Raw genomic sequence first — 18,038 nt, forward strand, 5'->3', positions numbered from 1 at the left:
GTGTCGCGGAACCGCTCGCCCCTTACCGCACATCGTCGGCTGGCAACGATTTCTGACACCGCACGGTTGCGCGGTGGGAGTAACAAGTGTGGCGGGATTTGAATGGAGTCGCTGATCACGGCCGCCGCACGCGCGCTCGAGGCGGGCGATCCGCTCGGTGCCCTGAACCGCGTTGCGCTGCGCAACGACGCGCCCTCGCTGGCGCTGCGCGGCATCGCAATGGCGCAGCTCGGCGACCTCGCCAAGGCCAAGTCGCTGCTGCGCAGCGCTGCGCGCGCGTTCGGCCCGCGCGAGGCGGTGGCGCGCGCCAGATGCATAGTGGCCGAAGCCGAGATCGCGCTGGTCTCGCGCGACCTCGGCTGGCCGGCGAGGACTCTTGCCGCCGCACGGACGACGCTCGAGCACCACGGCGATCTCGTGAATGCCGCCCATGCGCGCCACATCGAGGCCCGGCGCCTCCTCCTCGTCGGGCGTCTCGACGAAGCCGAGCGCATTTTGGCCGAGCCCGGCGCCGCCCTGCTCCCGCCGGCATCGCAGGCCGTCCGCGCGCTCGTCGTCGCCGGCATCGCCATCAGGCGCCTCAGAACGAAAGACGCGCGCGCGGCGCTCGACCAGGCAACGCGCGGTGCGCGGCTCGCCGATATCCCCGCGCTCGCGGCCGAAGTCGAAAGCGCGAGCCGCGTGCTCGATACGCCGGCGGCGCGGCTGATCACACGCGGCGAGGAGCGGCCATTGCTGCTTGCCGAGGTCGAGGACCTCCAGACATCCGAGGCGCTCGTCGTGGACACGTTCCATCATTCGGTTCGCAGGCGCGGCACCGTCGTGCCGCTCGGCACGAGGCCAGTGCTGTTCGCCCTCGTCCGCGTCCTGGCGCAGGCCTGGCCCGCGGACGTCTCGCGGCAGACGCTGGTTGCGAACGCGTTTCGTGCCAGGCATCTCGATGAATCGCATCGCGCGCGGTTGCGCGTCGAGATCGGGCGGCTCCGCACCAAGCTGAGCCCACTTGCCGATGTGACCGCGACGAAGCAGGGTTTTGCCCTGACGCCGCGCAAGACGCGCCAAGTCCTCGTGCTGGCGCGGCCCGTCGAGGAAAAGCACGCGAGCATCCTCGCCTTCCTCTCCGACGGCGAGCCCTGGTCGAGCTCGGCGCTCGCGCTGGCGCTCGGAACGAGCGCGCGCACGGTGCAGCGGGCGCTCGACGAGCTGGCACGCGCGAACAAGGTGCAATGCTTCGGACATGGCCGGGCGCGGCGCTGGATGACGCCACCCGTTCCGGGTTTCCCGACAGGCTTGTTACTCCCCATGCCGCTCCTGAACTCGTAACGTCAAGGCCACATCACAGGGAGCGAGCACATGAAGCGTTCAGCCGCCGAGATCGTCAGGGAGTATGGGCCGTTCGAGGGCGTCGAGGCCGTGCATGGCGTCAGCTATGACGGCAGCCATATCTGGTTCGCATCCGGCGACAGATTGAATGCGGTCGATCCTGAGAGCGGCAAGGTCGCGCGCTCCATCGACGTCGCCGCGCATGCCGGAACGGCATTCGACGGAAGGCACCTGTTCCAGATCGCCGAGGATCGCATCCAGAAGATCGATGCGGCCTCGGGCAAGGTGCTCGGCACGATTCCGGCGCCGGGCGGCGGCGGCGATTCCGGCCTCGCCTGGGCCGAGGGCTCGCTCTGGGTCGGGCAATACCGCGAGCGCAAGATCCATCAGGTCGATCCGGAAACCGGCAAGGTTCTTCGCACGATCGAGAGCAAGCGCTTCGTGACCGGGGTGACCTGGGTCGACGGCGAGCTCTGGCACGGCACCTGGGAGGGCGAGGACAGCGACATCAGGCGGATCGACCCTGAGACGGGCAAGGTGCTGGAGCAACTCGACCTGCCCGCGGGCACCATGGTCTCGGGCCTGGAGTCAGACGGCGGCGACCGCTTCTTCTGCGGTGGCGGTCCTCGCGGCAATGTGAGAGCAGTCCGCCGTCCCCGCCGTTAACCCATTCGCCGCAATTCCACCCCATCGTTGCGCTCTAGCGCCCTCCTCGCTCGCCCTGTAAAATCCCGTCGGGGCGGCCTGGGGGATAGATGCGACTAACGTTGAACTTGAAGACCATCACGATCGCCGTCGCAGTGCTCGCGGCGTCGTTCTTCATCAGCTTGAAGGCGATGGACTGGCTCGCTCCGCGCGCGACGAATTCGGCGCCGCCGGTCGCACAATTGCCGCCGCTGCCACCGGTCGCGAAGAGCTCGATCGTGATCGCGCCGGTCGCGATCGCGATCGCGGCGATCCGCGAGCAGGCCGAGAAAGCCGCGCCGCGCAATTTCGCAGGCAAGGCCGACAACCCCGTCTCGCAGATCCTGGAGAACGCCGACATCGGCTGGACCGCCGTGCGCGGGCCGATGGCAGCGGCGGGCGACAAGGACGTGCTGACGATCTCGACGCCGCTCTCCGGCAAGCTGAACGTGACGGGCTCGCTGTCGGCGAAGGCCACGGGCGCGCTCGGTGACGCGCTCGGCAGCGTACTCGGCGGTGACGCCGCGAAGCGGATCGGCGCCGTCAACATCAAGAATTTGAACGCCAGCGCCGAGATCAAGGGCAACGTGGTCATCACCTCGCGCCCGAAGCTCGCGGCCAACTGGCATCTCGAGCCCAATCTCGGCGCCCAGGTCAATCTCGGCGACACCAACGTCAACGTCGCCGGCGCCAAGGTCAACGTGCCGGCGCAGGTCAAGCCGCTGATCGACAAGAATGTCGGCGAACAGATCAACATCGTCTCCGAGCGCATCCGCAACGATCCGAGCCTGCGCGAGAACGCGAAGCTGCAATGGGCCAAGGCGTGCCGCTCGATCCCGCTGCAGGGCTCGGGCTCCTCGGCCGCGTTGCCACCGCTGTGGCTGGAGATGAAGCCGATCCGCGCCATCGCCGCGCAGCCGCGCGTCGACGCGCAGGCCGTGACGCTGCTGATGGGCCTGGAAGCGGAGACGCGCGTCACCTCGACGCCGACCAAGCCGGACTGTCCGTTCCCCGACAAGATCTCGATCGTGCCGCCGAGCGGCACCGGCGTGAACATCGGCGTTCCCATCGACGTGCCGTTCACCGAGATCAACAAGCTGATCACCGCGCAGATGGTCGGCCGCACCTATCCCGAGGACGGCTCCGGGCCGGTCGACGTCACCGTGAAGAGCGCCAACGTGATCCCGTCCGGCGACCGGCTGCTGATCTCGCTCTTGGTGCGCGCCAAGGAGAAGAAGAGCTGGCTCGGCCTCGGCGCCGAGGCGACCGTGCACATCTGGGGCCGGCCGGTGCTCGACCAGGCGCAACAGACGCTGCGGCTCACCGACATCCAGCTCGCGGTGGAATCCGAGGCGGCGTTCGGCCTGCTCGGCGCCGCGGCGCGCGCCGTCGTGCCCCAGATGCAGCAGGCACTGCTGCAGAGGGCAACGCTCGACCTGAAGCCGATCGCCGCCAACGCGCGCGAGAAGATCGCCGCCGCCATCGCCGATTACCAGAAGAGCGAGGACGGCCTCAAGGTCGACGCCAAGATCGACAGCCTGACGCTGGCCGACATCGCCTTCGATTCCAAAACGTTGCGCGTGGTCGCGGAAGCCGGCGGCTCGCTGAATGTATTTGTGAGCAAGCTGTCGGGGATGTAGCGGCTCCCACGCCTCTTCATCCCTCGCACCGCTGGCATTCTCATCCGAGGATGCTAAGCTGCCCCTTGCAACCTCGAACGAGGTGCTGACAGCATTGTAGCGGCAAGCCGAGGACAACATGGAAGCCGGCATGGTGACGCCCGCGCCGGCATTGGTGCGCTTTTCCGGCATTCAGAAGACCTATGATGGCGAGCATCTCGTGGTGAAGAACCTCGATCTCGACATCAGGAAGGGCGAGTTCATCACCCTGCTCGGCCCGTCGGGCTCGGGCAAGACGACCACGCTGATGATGCTGGCCGGCTTCGAGGTTCCGACCCATGGCGAGATCTATCTCGGCGAGCGGCCGATCAAGAACATGCCGCCGCACAAGCGCGACATCGGCATGGTGTTCCAGAATTACGCCTTGTTTCCGCACCTGACGATCGCCGAGAATATCGCCTTCCCGCTATCCGTTCGCAAGACGAGCAAGGCGGAAGCGCAGGAGCGCGTCAAATCGGCATTGCGCATGATCAAGATGGAAGCCATGGCACAGCGGCGGCCCGGACAGCTGTCCGGCGGGCAGCAGCAGCGCGTGGCGCTGGCGCGCGCGCTGGTTTTCAACCCGCAGCTCGTGCTGATGGACGAGCCGCTCGGTGCGCTCGACAAGCGCCTGCGCGAACAGATGCAGCTGGAGATCAAGCAGCTGCACGAGAAGATGGGCATCACGATCGTCTACGTCACTCACGATCAGAGCGAAGCGCTCACCATGTCGGACCGCATCGCCGTGTTCAACGACGGCATCGTGCAGCAGATCGACAAGCCCGACGCGCTTTACGAGCATCCGGTGAACAGCTTCGTGGCCCATTTCATCGGCGAGAACAATGTGCTTTCAGGCACCGTCGAGACGGTCGAGAAGGACTATTGCCGCGTCGCGCTGGCCGGTGGCGGCGCGGTGACCGCGCGGGCGGTCAACATCCAGGGCGCTGGCGCGTCCACCTCACTGTCGGTCCGGCCGGAGCGGATCGCCATTGTCCCGGACGGCGCGTCCTGCGACGGACCGAACCGCCTGCCGGCGAGGGTGCAGAACACCATCTATCTCGGCGATCACGCGCTGGCCGTGCTCGACGTCGCCGGCAACGGCGAGTTCATGGTCAAGCTTCAGCCGGGCGCACATGACGGCCTGAGACAAGGTGAAAGCGTATTCGTCAGCTTCCGCCCCGAGGACTGCCTGGCGCTCGATCCGGTCTGACCCAACGCAAGCGGACCTGACATACTCAACCTCAACGCAACTCGCATGAAGAAGGAACCAGGACCATGATGAAGCGCAAGACGATTGCTCTGGGTTTCGCCGCGGCGTTCGTTGCCAGCGCTGCGCTGATGACGGTCGCAGAGGCGCGTGACCTCACCGTCGTGTCGTGGGGCGGCGCCTATCAGGATGCCCAGAAGAAGGTCTATTTCGAGCCGTTCAAGAAGGCGGCCGGGATTGCCATGAACGACGAGTCCTGGGACGGCGGCGTCGGCGTGTTGCGCGCCAAGGTGCAGGGCGGCGCCGCCACCTGGGACGTCGTCCAGGTCGAGAGCGACGAACTGGCGGTCGGCTGCGAGGAAGGCCTGTTCGAGAAGATGGACTACACCAAGATCGGCGGTGAGGCGGCCTACATTCCGCCGTCGGTCAATCCGTGCGGCGTCGGCGCCATCCTCTATGACTTCGTGCTCGGCTACGACAAGGACAAGCTGAAGGAAGCCCCGAAGGGCTGGGCCGACTTCTTCGACACAAAGAAGATCCCGGGCAAGCGCGCTTTGCGCCAGGGGCCGAAGACGACACTGGAGATCGCGCTGATGGCCGACGGCGTCCCGCCGAAGGACGTCTACCAGGTGCTGGCGACCGACGATGGTGTCGATCGCGCGTTCATGAAGCTCGACACCATCAAGGGCGACATCGTCTGGTGGAAGGCCGGCGCACAGCCGCCGCAACTGCTCGCCTCCGGCGAGGTGGTGATGACCTCGGTCTACAACGGCCGCATCGACACCGCGAACAAGAACGAGAAGAAGAACTTCGGCATGGTGTGGGACGGCGCGCTCTTCACCCTCGACAGCTGGGTCATCCTGAAGGGCAGCCCGAACAAGGACGCGGCCTACAAGTTCCTGGACTTCGCCGGCAAGGCGGAGAACCAGGCGAAACTGTCGGAGCAGATCGCCTACGGCACCTCGAACAAGGACGCGGCCGGCAAGCTCGCGCCCGCCGTCCTGAAGGACCTGCCGACCGCACCCGACAACATCAAGAACGCGGTCGAGATCAACGTCGGCTTCTGGCTCGAGAACATCGACCGCCTGACTGAGCGCTTCAACAAATGGGCGGCGAAGTAGCCACCCATGACAGCGTCCGCGACCAGTGCCGATGCGTCGACCGAAGTTCCGCTCAAGCGCCGATTGAGGCGTGCAGAGCGGGCACGTCAGGTCAAGGCATTGGCGCTGGTCGCGCCGCTTCTCGTCTTCCTGCTCTTCACCTTCGCCGGGCCCATCGCCGGCATGCTGTGGCGCGCGGTCGATGACCGCGAGGTGCGCCAGGTTCTGCCTCAAACCATAGCTGCTCTCGCCGAGTGGGACGGCAAGGAGTTGCCGGACGAGAAGGCCTACGCGGCGCTGGCAAGCGACGTCCAGGCGGCGCGCGCCTCCGGCACCATCGCCATCGCGGCCAAGCGGCTGAACTACGCGCTGAACGGTTTCCGCACGATCCTGACCAGCACCTCACGCAATCTCAAGACCGCGCCCGAACCCGGCACGGCCAAGGAGACTCTAGGCAAGATCAATCCGGCCTGGCGCGAACGCGCGACGTGGACGACGATCAAGGACGCCGGCGGCCCCATCACGGGTTTCTACCTTCTGGCCGCGCTCGACCTGACGCGAAACGTGGACGGCGCGATCGTCGCGGCCCCGCCGGACCAGGCCATCTACCGCAGCCTGTTCGCGCGCACCTTCGTCATCAGTCTCAGCGTCACCGCGCTCTGCCTCATCCTCGGCTTCCCCGTCGCGTACCTCCTGGCGACGCTGCCGCCGGGCAGGTCGAACCTCCTGATGATCTTCGTCCTGCTGCCGTTCTGGACCTCGCTTCTGGTCCGCACCTGCGCCTGGATCGTGCTGCTGCAGAGCAAGGGCGTCGTCAACGACAGCCTGCACTGGCTCGGCATCATCGACGAGCCGTTGCGCCTGATCTACAATCGCTTCGGCGTCTGCGTGGCCATGACCCACGTGCTGCTGCCGTTCATGATCCTGCCGCTGTACAGCAGCATGAAGGCGATCTCGCCCGCTTACTTGCGGGCCGCCGCCTCGCTCGGCGCACCGCCGCTCACCGCCTTCCTGCGCATCTACCTGCCGCAGACCCTGCCGGGCGTCAGTGCGGGAAGCCTGCTCGTCTTCATCCTGGCGCTCGGCTATTACATTACGCCGGCCCTCGTCGGCGGCGCCGCCGATCAGATGATCAGCTACTTCATCGCCCTTTATACTACCGAGACCGCCAATTGGGGTCTCGCTTCGGCGCTCGGTGCGGTGCTGCTGCTGGCCACCATTCTCTTGGCGCTGGTCTATGGCAAGCTGGTGCAGGGCCAGCAGGTCACGGGAGGCATGAAGAATTGAGCGACAATGCCTCCCTGCGCACGCCGAGCCAGCGCATCGCGTGGACAACGACCCTCGTGGTCTCCACGCTGGTGTTCATTTTCCTGATCGCGCCGATCCTTGCGATCATGCCGCTGTCCTTCAGTTCGAGCTCGTACCTCACCTATCCGCTGCCCCGCCTGTCCTTGCGATGGTACGACGATTTCATCAATTCGCCGCGTTGGATGAATTCGCTGAAGAACAGCGTGATCATCGGCGTCGCCTCCACCGTGCTGTCCATGGTGCTCGGCACGCTGGCAGCGCTGGGGCTGGCGCAGTGGAAGAGCCGGTTCAAACCGCTGGTGCTGGCTTTCGTGCTGTCGCCGGTCGTCGTGCCCGGCGTCATCACCGCCGTTGGCCTGTATTTCTTCTTCGCGCCGATTGGCCTCACCGGCAGCTATCTCGGCCTGATCCTGGCCCACACCGCGCTGGCAACGCCGTTCGTGGTGATCACGGTCGGCGCGACGCTGCAGAGCTTCGACACCAATCTGGCGCGCGCCGCCGCCTCGCTCGGCGCCTCGCCGCTTCAAGCGTTCCGCCGCGTGATCCTGCCGCTGATCCTGCCGGGCCTCGCATCGGGCGCGCTGTTCGCCTTTGCGACCAGCTTCGACGAGGTGGTGATCGTGCTGTTCATGGCAGGTCCCGAGCAGCGCACCCTGCCGCGCGAGATGTTCAGCGGCATCCGCGAGAACATCAGTCCGACCATCACGGCCGCGGCGGTGATCCTGACGACAGTCTCGGTCATCCTCCTCGCCACGATGGAAGCCTTGCGCCGTCGCAACGAACGGCTCAAGCGTGGTGGTTGAGAGGACTCCGTCCCTCGTCCCCCCGCTTGCGGGGCGGTGAAAGACACGACAGCGCGCCCGGTGAAAACCGGGCGCGCTTCGTTCAGATGGCTAGAAGCCCATTACTCCGAATACTTGAACTCCGGCATGTTCTTCAGCTCGTCCTTGCTGGCATTGAACACGGCGTGATCCGGATACCATTTCGAGGTGGACGACGTCGTGGTCGCGGCGGGCTTGGTGTCGGCGGTGCCGGTCGCAGCGCCCGTGGTCGTGGTCGCGGCGGGCTTCGCGCCGGTGCCGGTGTAGGCGACGGCCTCGTTGACGAACTTCAGCTTCTCGTAGGGCACGGCGACCAGATGCTCGCCCATGCCGAGGAAGCCGCCGACGCCGATCACGGCAATCTTGATGTCGCCGCTCTTGTCCATCAGCAGGTCGTTGATCGTGCCGATGTTCTCGTTGGCTTCGTTGTAGACCTTCAACCCGTCCATCTTGGATGTACGCCACTGTCCCGATGCGGTCGTGGTGGTCGTCGTGGCGGTGGTTGCCGCAGGCGCCGCCTTGTCGGTGGTGGCGGTCGGCGACTGCGCGAACGCAACGGTCGTGAGCAGTGCAGTGCCGGCAAGGCCGGCGACGATCGTCTTCATCATGTTGTCCTCTCCTTCAACAAAAAACTCGTGTGGAGAAAACAGCGCTGATCACGCGCAGTTCCGTGCGCGCGGCAATTTCGTCGCGCGATGCGAGTGCAAGAACTTCGCAAGGGTGTTCCTGCGTCACTCAGTAACATTTTGCGACGCACGGTTCCCCGCCGACGATCGTGCGCCCTGGGTGAAGCACGATCGCGGCGAGGAGCCGCGCCGACCCGCGTCGCTCGGGGTCAGCTCTTGTAGTCGATCAGAAGCGCAGAGAAGCCGGAGCTGCCGGATGAGCCGCCGTTGGCGCCGTAGGACGATGTCGACGATTGCGATTGCTGCAGCGCCTGGAGGAATTGCTGCAGGATCTCGGCAATGGTCTGGTCGCTGGAGCTGCTGCTGGTGGTGTCCGTGGACGACGAGGAATCCGAGGAGCTGTCGTCCGGCGGCGGACCGGGCGGCGGCCCGCCTGCGCCACCGGGGCCGCCCGCCCCGCCGGGACCGCTCGCGAAGGCGGACTGAAACACGCCCTTGAGCGCTTCGGCCTGGTCCGAGGTCAGCGTCCCGTTCGACACCTCGTTCGAGATGAGATCGTCGATCTTCGACTGCATGTCCGCCTTGGAGGGGTGCGTGCCGCTCGACCCATCGCTCGACCGGCTCTGCTGGAGTGCCGTGTCGATGTCGGTCAGCGCCGTCGAGAGCGCGGACTGATCCGCCGACGAGACCGTCCCGGCGGACACTTCCGATTGCAATTCCTGCTGCAGCCGCTGCAGCGGCGATTGGATGTTGCCGGCGGAGGCCGCCGAAATCGAGGTCATGATGGCTCCGTGGGTTTTGCGGGGTTTCGCTGCTGTTCACGCCACGGTATGGTTAACGGCCTTAACGAGACCTTGCTGCTCCGCGATCACACGATTGCCGCCTGTTGCGGGACGCCGGACAGAAACAATCCGAAACAAAAATCTTCGCCATTTGGCCCGAATCTTGGACAAACAAAGCGCATGGCCATTCCCAATCCCAACATCCTGGTCGTCGAGGACGACCGCGAAACCCGGACGTTGATTGCGAAGTACCTGCGCAACAACGCCTGCAACGTCACCGCCGTGAGCGACGGCCGCGAGATGTCGCGCGCCATGGCCGATCACCGCATCGACCTGATCATTCTCGACGTCATGCTGCCCGGCGAGGACGGTCTCAGCCTGTGCCGCAAGGTGCGTGCCGAGGGGCAGACGCCGATCATCATGCTGACCGCGCGCGGCGAGGACGTCGACCGCATCGTCGGCCTCGAGATGGGCGCGGACGATTATCTGCCAAAACCCTTCAACCCGCGCGAGCTGCTTGCCCGCATCAACGCGGTGCTGCGCCGCCAGGCCGCGGCGCAGGCGGCGAGCTCGATCGAAGGCGCCTCCACGCTCACCTTCGAGGGCTGGCACATCGATCTGCGGCTGCGCGAATTGCGCAATCCGGAAGGCGCGCGCGTCGCGGTAACCAGCGCCGAATTCGATCTGCTCCGCACCTTCTGCGAACGGCCCGGCCGCGTGCTGTCGCGCGACAGCCTGCTCGACCTCACGCAAGGGCGCAACACCGGCTCGTTCGAGCGCTCCATCGACGTGCTGGTCAGCCGCATCCGCCGCAAGATCGAGCCCAACCCGGCCGATCCCACCCTCATCAAGACGGTGCGCTCCGGCGGCTATCTGTTCACGCCGCGAACCCAGGTCGCAAATCCTCAAGCGGCAAGCCTTCCCGCGGCAAGCACCCAGGCAGCAGGCATTGAAGCGGTTGCGGCGCCCCTGAGCAATTAAGGGGACGCCGACGATGAAGCCGTTCGGGTTCTTCCACCTCAAGGGGATCGGCGGGCAGATCGCCGCGCTGGTGCTGGCGTCGACCCTCGCGCTGCATCTCGTCGTCACCACCGCCTTCCTGATCAGCCGGCCGGATCGCCCCGACACGCCGCCGGACGGCGCGCACCAACTGACCGATGCCGCGCTGCTGCTCGGCTCTGCCGAGCCCGGCGAACGGCCCCGCCTCGTCGCCGATCTCGCGCGCGCCTTCCCCAAGCTCGGCATCGAAGTGCTCGCCCCGGGCACCGCAAGCGTCGAGGAGAGCGACAACCAGCACCTGCGCGCAATGCGCCGTCATCTCGGGCGCGGCTACAAGCCGGTCCAGCTGGCCTCGATCGACAACCAATCCCGCATCGGCATCGAGTTGCCCGACGGCACCCTGATATCAGGGCATGTCGACGGCGGGCCGCGGCCATGGTTCTGGGGCGCGCCCTGGCTGATGGCGCTGATGAGCGCCTTCATCTGCGTCACCGTGCTCGGCCTGTGGGCGGCGCGCGCGCTGGCAGCTCCCCTGTCGTCCTTCGCCAAGGCCGCCGAGAATTTCAGTCTGGACGGCGGGGCCGAGCCGCTGCCGGAGCGCGGCCCGGAAGAGATCCGCTCGGTGGCGCGCGCGCTCAACCGCATGCACGAGCGGATCGCCCGCCTGATGTCGGACCGCACCCGGATGCTGGCCGCGATCAGCCACGATCTGCGCACGCCGATCACGCGGCTGCGCCTGCGCGCCGAGTTCATCGAGGACGAGACCAACCGCAAGCGCATGCTGATCGACCTCGACCAGATGCGCGCGATGCTGGAGAGCGTGCTGTCGCTGCTGCGCAACGACCGCAAGGTCGAGGCCGTGACGCTGGTCGACATCGCCAGCACGCTGCAGCTCGTCGCCGACCAGTTCGGCGACATGGGCCATGTCGTGCATTACGACGGCCCGGCCTCCGCGACCGCCGCCGCGCGGCCCGACGATCTGCATCGCGGCGTCACCAACCTCGTCGAGAACGCGGTGCGCTTCGGCGCCGAGGTGACGATCCGCCTCGACGTCTCCGGCAGCAGGCTCGTGATCGACGTCGAGGACGACGGCCCCGGCATTTCGGACGCGCGCAAGCAGGAGATGCTGGAGCCGTTCGTGCGGGGCGACGATGCGCGCACCATGGACGAGTCCACCGGCTTCGGGCTCGGCCTGTCGATCGCGCGCGCCATCGCACTCGCCCATGGCGGCGAGCTGTCGCTGCACGACCGCGAGCCGCACGGACTGATCGTGCGGATGCAATTGCCGCTGTGGCAACAGCCGCGCCTGGCTGCGGCTTAAGATAGATCGCCCGTTACGCCGCGAGCGGCGGGTGCTCGACGGCCGCCTCCTCGAAGATCGCCACCGCCTCGAAGCGATAGTTGCAGGCGTGGCAGGTCCAGAGATAGGAGACGCGCCCCTCGCCCGGCTCGATCCAGTCGGGCCGCGGGATCGGCGTGCCGCACTGGGCACAGGGGTTTTGCCTGGGGGTGTCGCTGAGGACTGCTTTTGTCATGGCACCTCTCCCGATTTGCTAGCCGCTTCCTACTCGCTTTCGCGCGCTTGCGCGACTAGACAGCCTTGCTGCCGCGAGCGGGGGTCGTCCGCCCTGAAGGAACCCTTAGCCCGGCATTGAGTCGTAACAGCGGCTCTGCGCCGCAAAATCGTCAGCGGCGGCGTTTGGTCACATCATCGCCGCGTTCGGGAGGCCTATCGGCAGCTTGGCGCAGGTCACCTAGAGGGCCTCAGGGATATCTTATGAAGATTTTACGCATTGCCGCGCTGCTCACGGCCGGACTGACATTGCCGCAGGCGGCCTTCGCCGGTGAAGCCGAATATGCCGAGATGGTCGCGGCCCATGCCCGCGCCAACGGCGTGCCGGAAGCGCTGGTGCACCGCGTGATCATGCGCGAGAGCCGCTATCAGCCCCACCTCGTCGGACGTGGCGGCACCATCGGGCTGATGCAGATCAAGCTCGCGACCGCGCGCGGCGTCGGCTACACCGGCGATGCCGCGGGCCTGCGCGATCCCAACACCAACCTCACCTATGCCGTGAAATACCTCGCCGGCGCCTATCGCGCCGCCAATGGCGACCACGCCCGCGCCGTGCGCTATTTCGCCGGCGGCTATTACTACGCCGCCAAGCGCCAGCGTCAGGAGGCCGTGCAGGTCGCCAACATGGGCGAGACCATGGGCCAGGGGGGTATGGGTCAACCTTGGCTGGAGCCGAACGGCAATCCGCAGCCGATGTTCGGCAATGTGCCGCACCGCAAGCTGGCCCAGCGCGTGCGCAACGCGCGGGCGCAGGCGTCGCGGTAATTCCCCGCGTCCCGGACGCGCCGCAGCGTGCAAAGCTGCTGCGCAGAGCCGGGACGCAGCATCCCACATAAGCATGGGCCCCGCTCAGCAGCGCACCACTGCGTGATGCGCTGCGTCCGGGGCACGAGCGGTGAGGTTCCCACCTAACGCGTTGACCACCCCGCCCCGCTGTCCTACATTAGACTCGTTCCGAGGGGTGCTCCGAGGAGGAGCTGAGATACCGCTAAACGGGCAATGCCGATCAACCGGCTTGCCAGGACCGCGGTGACCCTTTGAACCTGATCCGGGTCATGCCGGCGAAGGGACAGGGATGTTGCAAACGACCAAGCGACCGGATTCACCGGTATCCATCATCGGCGCAGGCATTGCGGGCGCCTGGCAGGCCCTGCTGTTCGCGCAGGCCGGCCATGCCGTGACCTTGCACGAGCGCGGTGACGAGGCGATGACGGACGCCACCAGCCATTGGGCCGGCGGCATGCTCGCGCCCTATTGCGAGGCGGAGGTCGCCGAACCCATCATCAGCCGCCTCGGCCTGCGCTCGCTCGACGTCTGGCGGCGCGAGCTGCCCGACACGCCGTTCAACGGCTCGCTCGTCGTCGCCCATCCACGCGAGCGCAACGATTTCGAGCGTTTTGCCCGCATGACCGAGGACCACCGCCGGCTCGACGCCGCCGGGCTCGCCGCGCTCGAGCCGTCGCTGGAGGGCCGCTTCCGCGACGCGCTGTTCTTCCCGGCCGAGGGCCATGTCGAGCCGCGCCGCGTGCTGCCGCAGCTGCACGAGCGCATCCGCGCCGCCGGCGGCACCATCAAGTTCGAAAGCGACGTCACCGTCGACGATCTCGCAAAGGACCCTGACGGCATCGTGATCGACTGCCGCGGCCTCGGTGCGCGCGACGAGCAGCCGGAGCTGCGCGGCGTCAAGGGCGAGATGATCCTGATCGAGACCGCCGAGGTGCAGCTGGCGCGCCCGGTGCGGCTGATGCATCCGCGCTGGCCGCTCTACGTGATCCCGCGCGAGAACAATCTGTTCATGCTGGGCGCGACCTCGATCGAGGCCGAGGACACCGGCGTCAGCGTCCGCTCCGCGCTGGAGTTGCTCGGCGCCGCCTATGCGGTGCATCCGGCGTTCGGCGAAGCCCGCATCGTCGAATTCGGCTCGGGGCTTCGCCCCGCTTTTCCCGACAATCTGCCGCGCATCGGCATTCGCGGCCGCAGGATCACCGTCAACGGCCTCTACCGCCACGGCTTCCTGATCGCCCCCGCGCTCGCCGAGCTGACGCTCAACTATGTCGAGCGTGGCCAGATCGACAACGAGGTGATGCAATGCGTCTGATCGTCAACGGTGAGCAGCGCGACGTGAACGCAGCCAGCGTCGACGCGCTGCTCACCGAGCTCGATTACGAGGGCACCCATTTCGCCATCGCGCTGAACTACGACGTCGTGCCGAAAAGCCGCTGGGCCGAGACCGCACTGAAGGCCGGCGACGAGATCGAGATCATCACGCCGCGGCAGGGAGGGTGAGCGGGATGGCACGCTCTCTCAAATTGTCGTCCCCGCGAACGCGGGGACCCATGACCCCAGGGGCCGGTTGTGGCAGTCGGTCTCTCCCCGCGCGCCCCGCGAGAAATCACGCGGTATGGATCCCCGCTTTCGCGGGGATGACAGCTACGTTTGCGCTGACACCGTCATTCAAGGAGACACCTTCGACATGGTGACCTTCTACGGCAAAACCTTCGCCTCGCGCCTGCTCATCGGCAGCGCGCTGTATCCCTCGCCGGCGATCATGCAGAGCGCGATCCGCGCCTCCGGCTCGAACATCGTCACGGTGTCGCTGCGGCGCGAATCCGCCGGCGGCAAGACCGGCGACGCGTTCTGGAACCTGATCCGCGAGCTCGACGTCACCGTGCTGCCGAACACCGCGGGCTGCCGCACCGTGCGCGAGGCGGTGACCACCGCAAAACTCGCCCGCGAATTGTTCGGCACGAGCTGGATCAAGCTCGAGGTCATCGCCGACAACGACACGCTGCAGCCCGACGTCGTTGGCCTGGTCGAAGCCGCCACCATCCTGGTCAAGGACGGTTTTGAAGTATTCCCCTATTGCACCGAAGATCTCTCGGTCGCGAACCGCCTGGTCGATGCCGGCTGCAAGGTGGTGATGCCATGGGCCGCGCCGATCGGCAGCGCGAAGGGCATCACCAATCGCGATGCGCTGAAGCTGCTGCGCGACCGGCTGCCCGACATCACCCTGGTGGTCGACGCCGGCCTGGGCGCGCCCAGCCACGCCGCGCAGGCGCTGGAGCTCGGCTATGATGCCGTGCTGCTCAACACCGCGATCGCAAAGGCCGCCGATCCCGTCGCGATGGCCAACGCCTTCCGCTTGGGTATCGAGGCCGGCCGCACCGCTTACGAGGCCGGGCTGATGAACGCCCGCGACTTCGCCTCCCCCTCCACCCCTGTCGTTGGGACCCCGTTCTGGCATGCCGTATCCTGATCGCTTCTATCCCGTCGTCGACAGCCTTGCGTGGGTCGAGCGCCTCACAAAACTCGGCGTCGGCACCATTCAGCTGCGCGCCAAGGAGCTCGACGACGGGCAGGCGTTGCAGATGGTCACCGACGCGCTGGCGATCACGAAAGGCACGCAAGCCAAGCTGGTCGTGAACGATTATTGGCGCGCCGCGATCGTCGCGGATGCGAAATATCTGCATCTCGGCCAGGAAGATCTCGCGGACGCCGACCTCAAGGCGATCCGCGAGGCCGGCCTGTCGCTCGGCATCTCCACCCATGACGATGCCGAGCTTGAAACCGCGCTCCAAGCAAAGCCCGATTACGTCGCGCTCGGCCCGATCTTCTTCACCACGCTCAAATCGATGCGCTTCGAGCCGCAGGGCATTGCGAAGATCACCGAATGGAAGAAGCGCATCGGATCGATCCCGCTGGTCGCCATCGGCGGCATCAAGTGCGAGCACGCTGCGGAGATCTTTGCCGCGGGCGCAGATTCGATTGCGGTGGTCAGCGACGTCACGCAGAATCCCGACCCGGACGCCCGCGTGCGGCAATGGCTCGGCCTGTCGAACGAGGGGGCGTGATGCGCCTCGCTCACACTTTTCCCCGTCACCCCCGCGCAATGGCGAAGCCGTTGTCGCTGGAGGTGGCCGCGCAAGCGGCCCTCGAAGGGCGACGGCCCGGCTCCATCCTTCGAGGCTCGCAAGTGCTCGCGCCTCGGGATGACGAACAGCACGCAACGACGCGATAATCATATTCACCGGAGGATCCCATGAACATCCGCTCCAACCCCGAAAAAACCGTCCCCGCCGTCACCACCGGCCCGCTCCCCTCCTCGCGAAAGATCTTCGCCTCCCCGGACGCCGCGCCCGAGCTGCGCGTGCCCTTGCGCGAGATCATCCTGTCCGAAGGCGCGGGCGAGCCGAACCTGCCGGTGTACGACACCTCGGGCCCCTACACGGATCCGAGCGTCACCATCGACGTCAACGCCGGCCTTGCCCGCAACCGCAAGCAATGGGTGCTGGAGCGCGGCGGCGTCGAGGAATATGAGGGCCGCCAGATCAAGCCGGAAGACAACGGCAGCGTCTCCACCGACAAGGCCGCGCGCGCCTTCTCGGCCTATCACAAGCCGCTGCGCGGCCTCGACGGCCACAAGATCACGCAGCTCGAATTTGCCCGCGCCGGCATCATCACCAAGGAGATGATCTACGTCGCCGCCCGCGAAAACCTCGGCCGCAAGCAGCAGCTCGAGCGCGCGGAAGCCGCGCTCGCCGACGGCGAGAGCTTTGGCGCATCAGTCCCCGCCTTCATCACCCCGGAATTCGTGCGCGACGAGATCGCGCGCGGCCGCGCCATCATCCCCTGCAACATCAACCACTCCGAGCTCGAGCCGATGATCATCGGCCGCAACTTCCTGACCAAGATCAACGCCAATATCGGCAACTCGGCGGTGACCTCGTCGGTCGAGGAAGAGGTCGAGAAGATGGTGTGGGCGATCCGCTGGGGCGCCGACACCGTGATGGACCTCTCCACGGGCCGCAACATCCACACCACGCGGGAGTGGATCCTGCGCAACTCGCCGGTGCCGATCGGCACGGTGCCGATCTACCAGGCGCTGGAGAAGTGCAACGGCGATCCCGTCAAGCTGACCTGGGAGCTCTACAAGGACACCTTGATCGAGCAGTGCGAGCAGGGCGTCGACTATTTCACCATCCATGCCGGCGTGCGCCTGTCCTACATCCACCTCACCGCCAGCCGCGTCACCGGCATCGTCAGCCGCGGCGGCTCGATCATGGCGAAGTGGTGCCTGGCGCATCACAAGGAAAGCTTCCTCTACACGCATTTCGACGAGATCTGCGACCTCATGCGCAAGTATGACGTCTCGTTCTCGCTCGGCGACGGCCTGCGTCCCGGCTCGATCGCCGACGCCAACGACCGCGCGCAGTTTGCCGAGCTCGAAACCCTCGGCGAACTGACGAAGATCGCTTGGGACAAGGGCTGCCAGGTCATGATCGAAGGCCCCGGCCATGTGCCGATGCACAAGATCAAGATCAACATGGACAAGCAGCTCAAGGAGTGCGGCGAAGCGCCGTTCTACACGCTCGGGCCCCTGACCACCGACATCGCGCCGGGCTACGACCACATCACCTCGGGCATCGGCGCGGCCATGATCGGCTGGTTCGGCTGCGCCATGCTGTGCTACGTCACCCCGAAGGAGCATCTCGGCCTGCCCGACCGCAACGACGTCAAGACCGGCGTCATCACCTACAAGATCGCCGCCCACGCCTCTGACCTGGCCAAGGGCCACCCCGCCGCGCAACTGCGCGACGACGCTCTCTCCCGCGCCCGTTTCGACTTCCGCTGGAGCGACCAGTTCAACCTCGGCCTCGATCCGGATACCGCGAAGAACTTCCACGACGAGACCCTGCCGAAGGAAGCCCACAAGGTCGCCCATTTCTGCTCGATGTGCGGTCCAAAATTCTGCTCGATGAAGATCACCCAGGACGTGCGCGACTACGCGGCGACGCTGAACGATCCGAACTCGGTGGGCATGTCGCTGGCCGGCACCGCCGAAGACGGCATGGCCAAGATGAGCGCGAAGTTCAAGGAGATGGGCGAGAGCTTGTATCTGGATGCGGAGAAGGTGAAGGAGAGTAATCGGGTGTTGTGACCTACTCTGCAAATAGCAT

At 66.4% G+C, this 18,038-nt stretch carries 18 protein-coding genes and 1 riboswitch; of the genes, 15 read left to right on the plus strand and 3 right to left on the minus strand.

Annotated features, from left to right (window positions below):
- Positions 1-102: 102 nt before the first annotated feature.
- The 7 genes from ML401_RS28245 (at position 103) to ML401_RS28275 (ending at position 8,083) form a co-directional block, all read left to right on the plus strand.
- On the plus strand, positions 103-1,323 hold the full coding sequence (locus tag ML401_RS28245) for a helix-turn-helix domain-containing protein (protein WP_285807665.1): 1,221 nt from the start codon (positions 103-105) through the stop codon (positions 1,321-1,323).
- A 30-nt stretch (positions 1,324-1,353) separates the two neighbouring features.
- On the plus strand, positions 1,354-1,989 hold the full coding sequence (locus ML401_RS28250) for a PQQ-binding-like beta-propeller repeat protein (RefSeq protein ID WP_285807666.1): 636 nt from the start codon (positions 1,354-1,356) through the stop codon (positions 1,987-1,989).
- Positions 1,990-2,078: 89 nt separating this feature from the next.
- A complete protein-coding gene (locus ML401_RS28255; RefSeq protein ID WP_212067710.1) occupies positions 2,079-3,647 on the plus strand; it encodes a DUF4403 family protein in 1,569 nt (522 codons plus the stop codon).
- A 118-nt stretch (positions 3,648-3,765) separates the two neighbouring features.
- Positions 3,766-4,875: an ABC transporter ATP-binding protein gene (locus ML401_RS28260; protein WP_212067711.1), complete on the plus strand. Its 1,110-nt coding sequence runs from the start codon at positions 3,766-3,768 to the stop codon at positions 4,873-4,875.
- A 65-nt stretch (positions 4,876-4,940) separates the two neighbouring features.
- The gene (locus ML401_RS28265) at positions 4,941-5,993 is read left to right on the plus strand and encodes an ABC transporter substrate-binding protein (RefSeq protein WP_259216964.1); all 1,053 of its coding nucleotides are present in this window, start codon (positions 4,941-4,943) and stop codon (positions 5,991-5,993) included.
- A gap of 6 nt (positions 5,994-5,999) precedes the next feature.
- Positions 6,000-7,259, plus strand: coding sequence for an ABC transporter permease (locus ML401_RS28270; RefSeq protein WP_211416259.1), 1,260 nt, complete (start codon positions 6,000-6,002; stop codon positions 7,257-7,259).
- Positions 7,256-8,083 (plus strand): ABC transporter permease, encoded by an 828-nt coding sequence (locus ML401_RS28275; RefSeq protein ID WP_285807667.1) that lies wholly within the window; start codon positions 7,256-7,258, stop codon positions 8,081-8,083. The genes ML401_RS28270 and ML401_RS28275 overlap by 4 nt, the downstream gene beginning before the upstream one ends.
- Before the next feature lie 101 nt (positions 8,084-8,184).
- On the opposite strand, the gene ML401_RS28280 is transcribed toward ML401_RS28275, so the two are convergent.
- Positions 8,185-8,709 (minus strand): PRC-barrel domain-containing protein, encoded by a 525-nt coding sequence (locus tag ML401_RS28280; RefSeq protein WP_194403976.1) that lies wholly within the window; start codon positions 8,707-8,709, stop codon positions 8,185-8,187.
- 227 nt (positions 8,710-8,936) lie between these two features.
- A complete protein-coding gene (locus ML401_RS28285; RefSeq protein ID WP_285807668.1) occupies positions 8,937-9,509 on the minus strand; it encodes a hypothetical protein in 573 nt (190 codons plus the stop codon).
- Between the two features lie 180 nt (positions 9,510-9,689).
- On the opposite strand from ML401_RS28285, the gene ML401_RS28290 reads away from it, so the two are divergent.
- Entirely contained in the window at positions 9,690-10,490 is an 801-nt protein-coding gene (locus tag ML401_RS28290) for a response regulator (RefSeq protein ID WP_211416257.1), read from the plus strand.
- A gap of 13 nt (positions 10,491-10,503) precedes the next feature.
- Positions 10,504-11,829: an ATP-binding protein gene (locus ML401_RS28295; RefSeq protein WP_212067715.1), complete on the plus strand. Its 1,326-nt coding sequence runs from the start codon at positions 10,504-10,506 to the stop codon at positions 11,827-11,829.
- A gap of 13 nt (positions 11,830-11,842) precedes the next feature.
- Here ML401_RS28295 and ML401_RS28300 read toward each other — a convergent pair whose 3' ends face one another.
- The gene (locus ML401_RS28300) at positions 11,843-12,043 is read right to left on the minus strand and encodes a hypothetical protein (RefSeq protein WP_194403980.1); all 201 of its coding nucleotides are present in this window, start codon (positions 12,041-12,043) and stop codon (positions 11,843-11,845) included.
- 242 nt (positions 12,044-12,285) lie between these two features.
- On the opposite strand from ML401_RS28300, the gene ML401_RS28305 reads away from it, so the two are divergent.
- The 6 genes from ML401_RS28305 to thiC all read left to right on the plus strand — a co-directional run bounded on the left by ML401_RS28305 (position 12,286) and on the right by thiC (position 18,019).
- On the plus strand, positions 12,286-12,846 hold the full coding sequence (locus tag ML401_RS28305) for a lytic transglycosylase domain-containing protein (RefSeq protein WP_212067716.1): 561 nt from the start codon (positions 12,286-12,288) through the stop codon (positions 12,844-12,846).
- Positions 12,847-13,028: 182 nt separating this feature from the next.
- Positions 13,029-13,169, plus strand: a riboswitch (TPP riboswitch).
- Positions 13,157-14,179, plus strand: a complete 1,023-nt coding sequence (locus ML401_RS28310) for an FAD-dependent oxidoreductase (RefSeq protein WP_285807669.1) — start codon at positions 13,157-13,159, stop codon at positions 14,177-14,179. Its footprint overlaps the riboswitch before it by 13 nt.
- The gene (thiS, locus tag ML401_RS28315; RefSeq protein ID WP_285807670.1) at positions 14,170-14,367 is read left to right on the plus strand and encodes a sulfur carrier protein ThiS; all 198 of its coding nucleotides are present in this window, start codon (positions 14,170-14,172) and stop codon (positions 14,365-14,367) included. The genes ML401_RS28310 and thiS overlap by 10 nt, the downstream gene beginning before the upstream one ends.
- A gap of 187 nt (positions 14,368-14,554) precedes the next feature.
- A complete protein-coding gene (locus ML401_RS28320; RefSeq protein WP_285807671.1) occupies positions 14,555-15,337 on the plus strand; it encodes a thiazole synthase in 783 nt (260 codons plus the stop codon).
- Entirely contained in the window at positions 15,324-15,932 is a 609-nt protein-coding gene (locus ML401_RS28325; protein ID WP_285807672.1) for a thiamine phosphate synthase, read from the plus strand. The genes ML401_RS28320 and ML401_RS28325 overlap by 14 nt, the downstream gene beginning before the upstream one ends.
- A 188-nt stretch (positions 15,933-16,120) precedes the next feature.
- The gene (gene thiC / locus ML401_RS28330) at positions 16,121-18,019 is read left to right on the plus strand and encodes a phosphomethylpyrimidine synthase ThiC (protein ID WP_259216946.1); all 1,899 of its coding nucleotides are present in this window, start codon (positions 16,121-16,123) and stop codon (positions 18,017-18,019) included.
- The last annotated feature ends 19 nt before the right edge of the window (positions 18,020-18,038 follow it).

Source organism: Bradyrhizobium sp. 62B, from assembly GCF_030272265.2.
Lineage (GTDB): Bacteria > Pseudomonadota > Alphaproteobacteria > Rhizobiales > Xanthobacteraceae > Bradyrhizobium.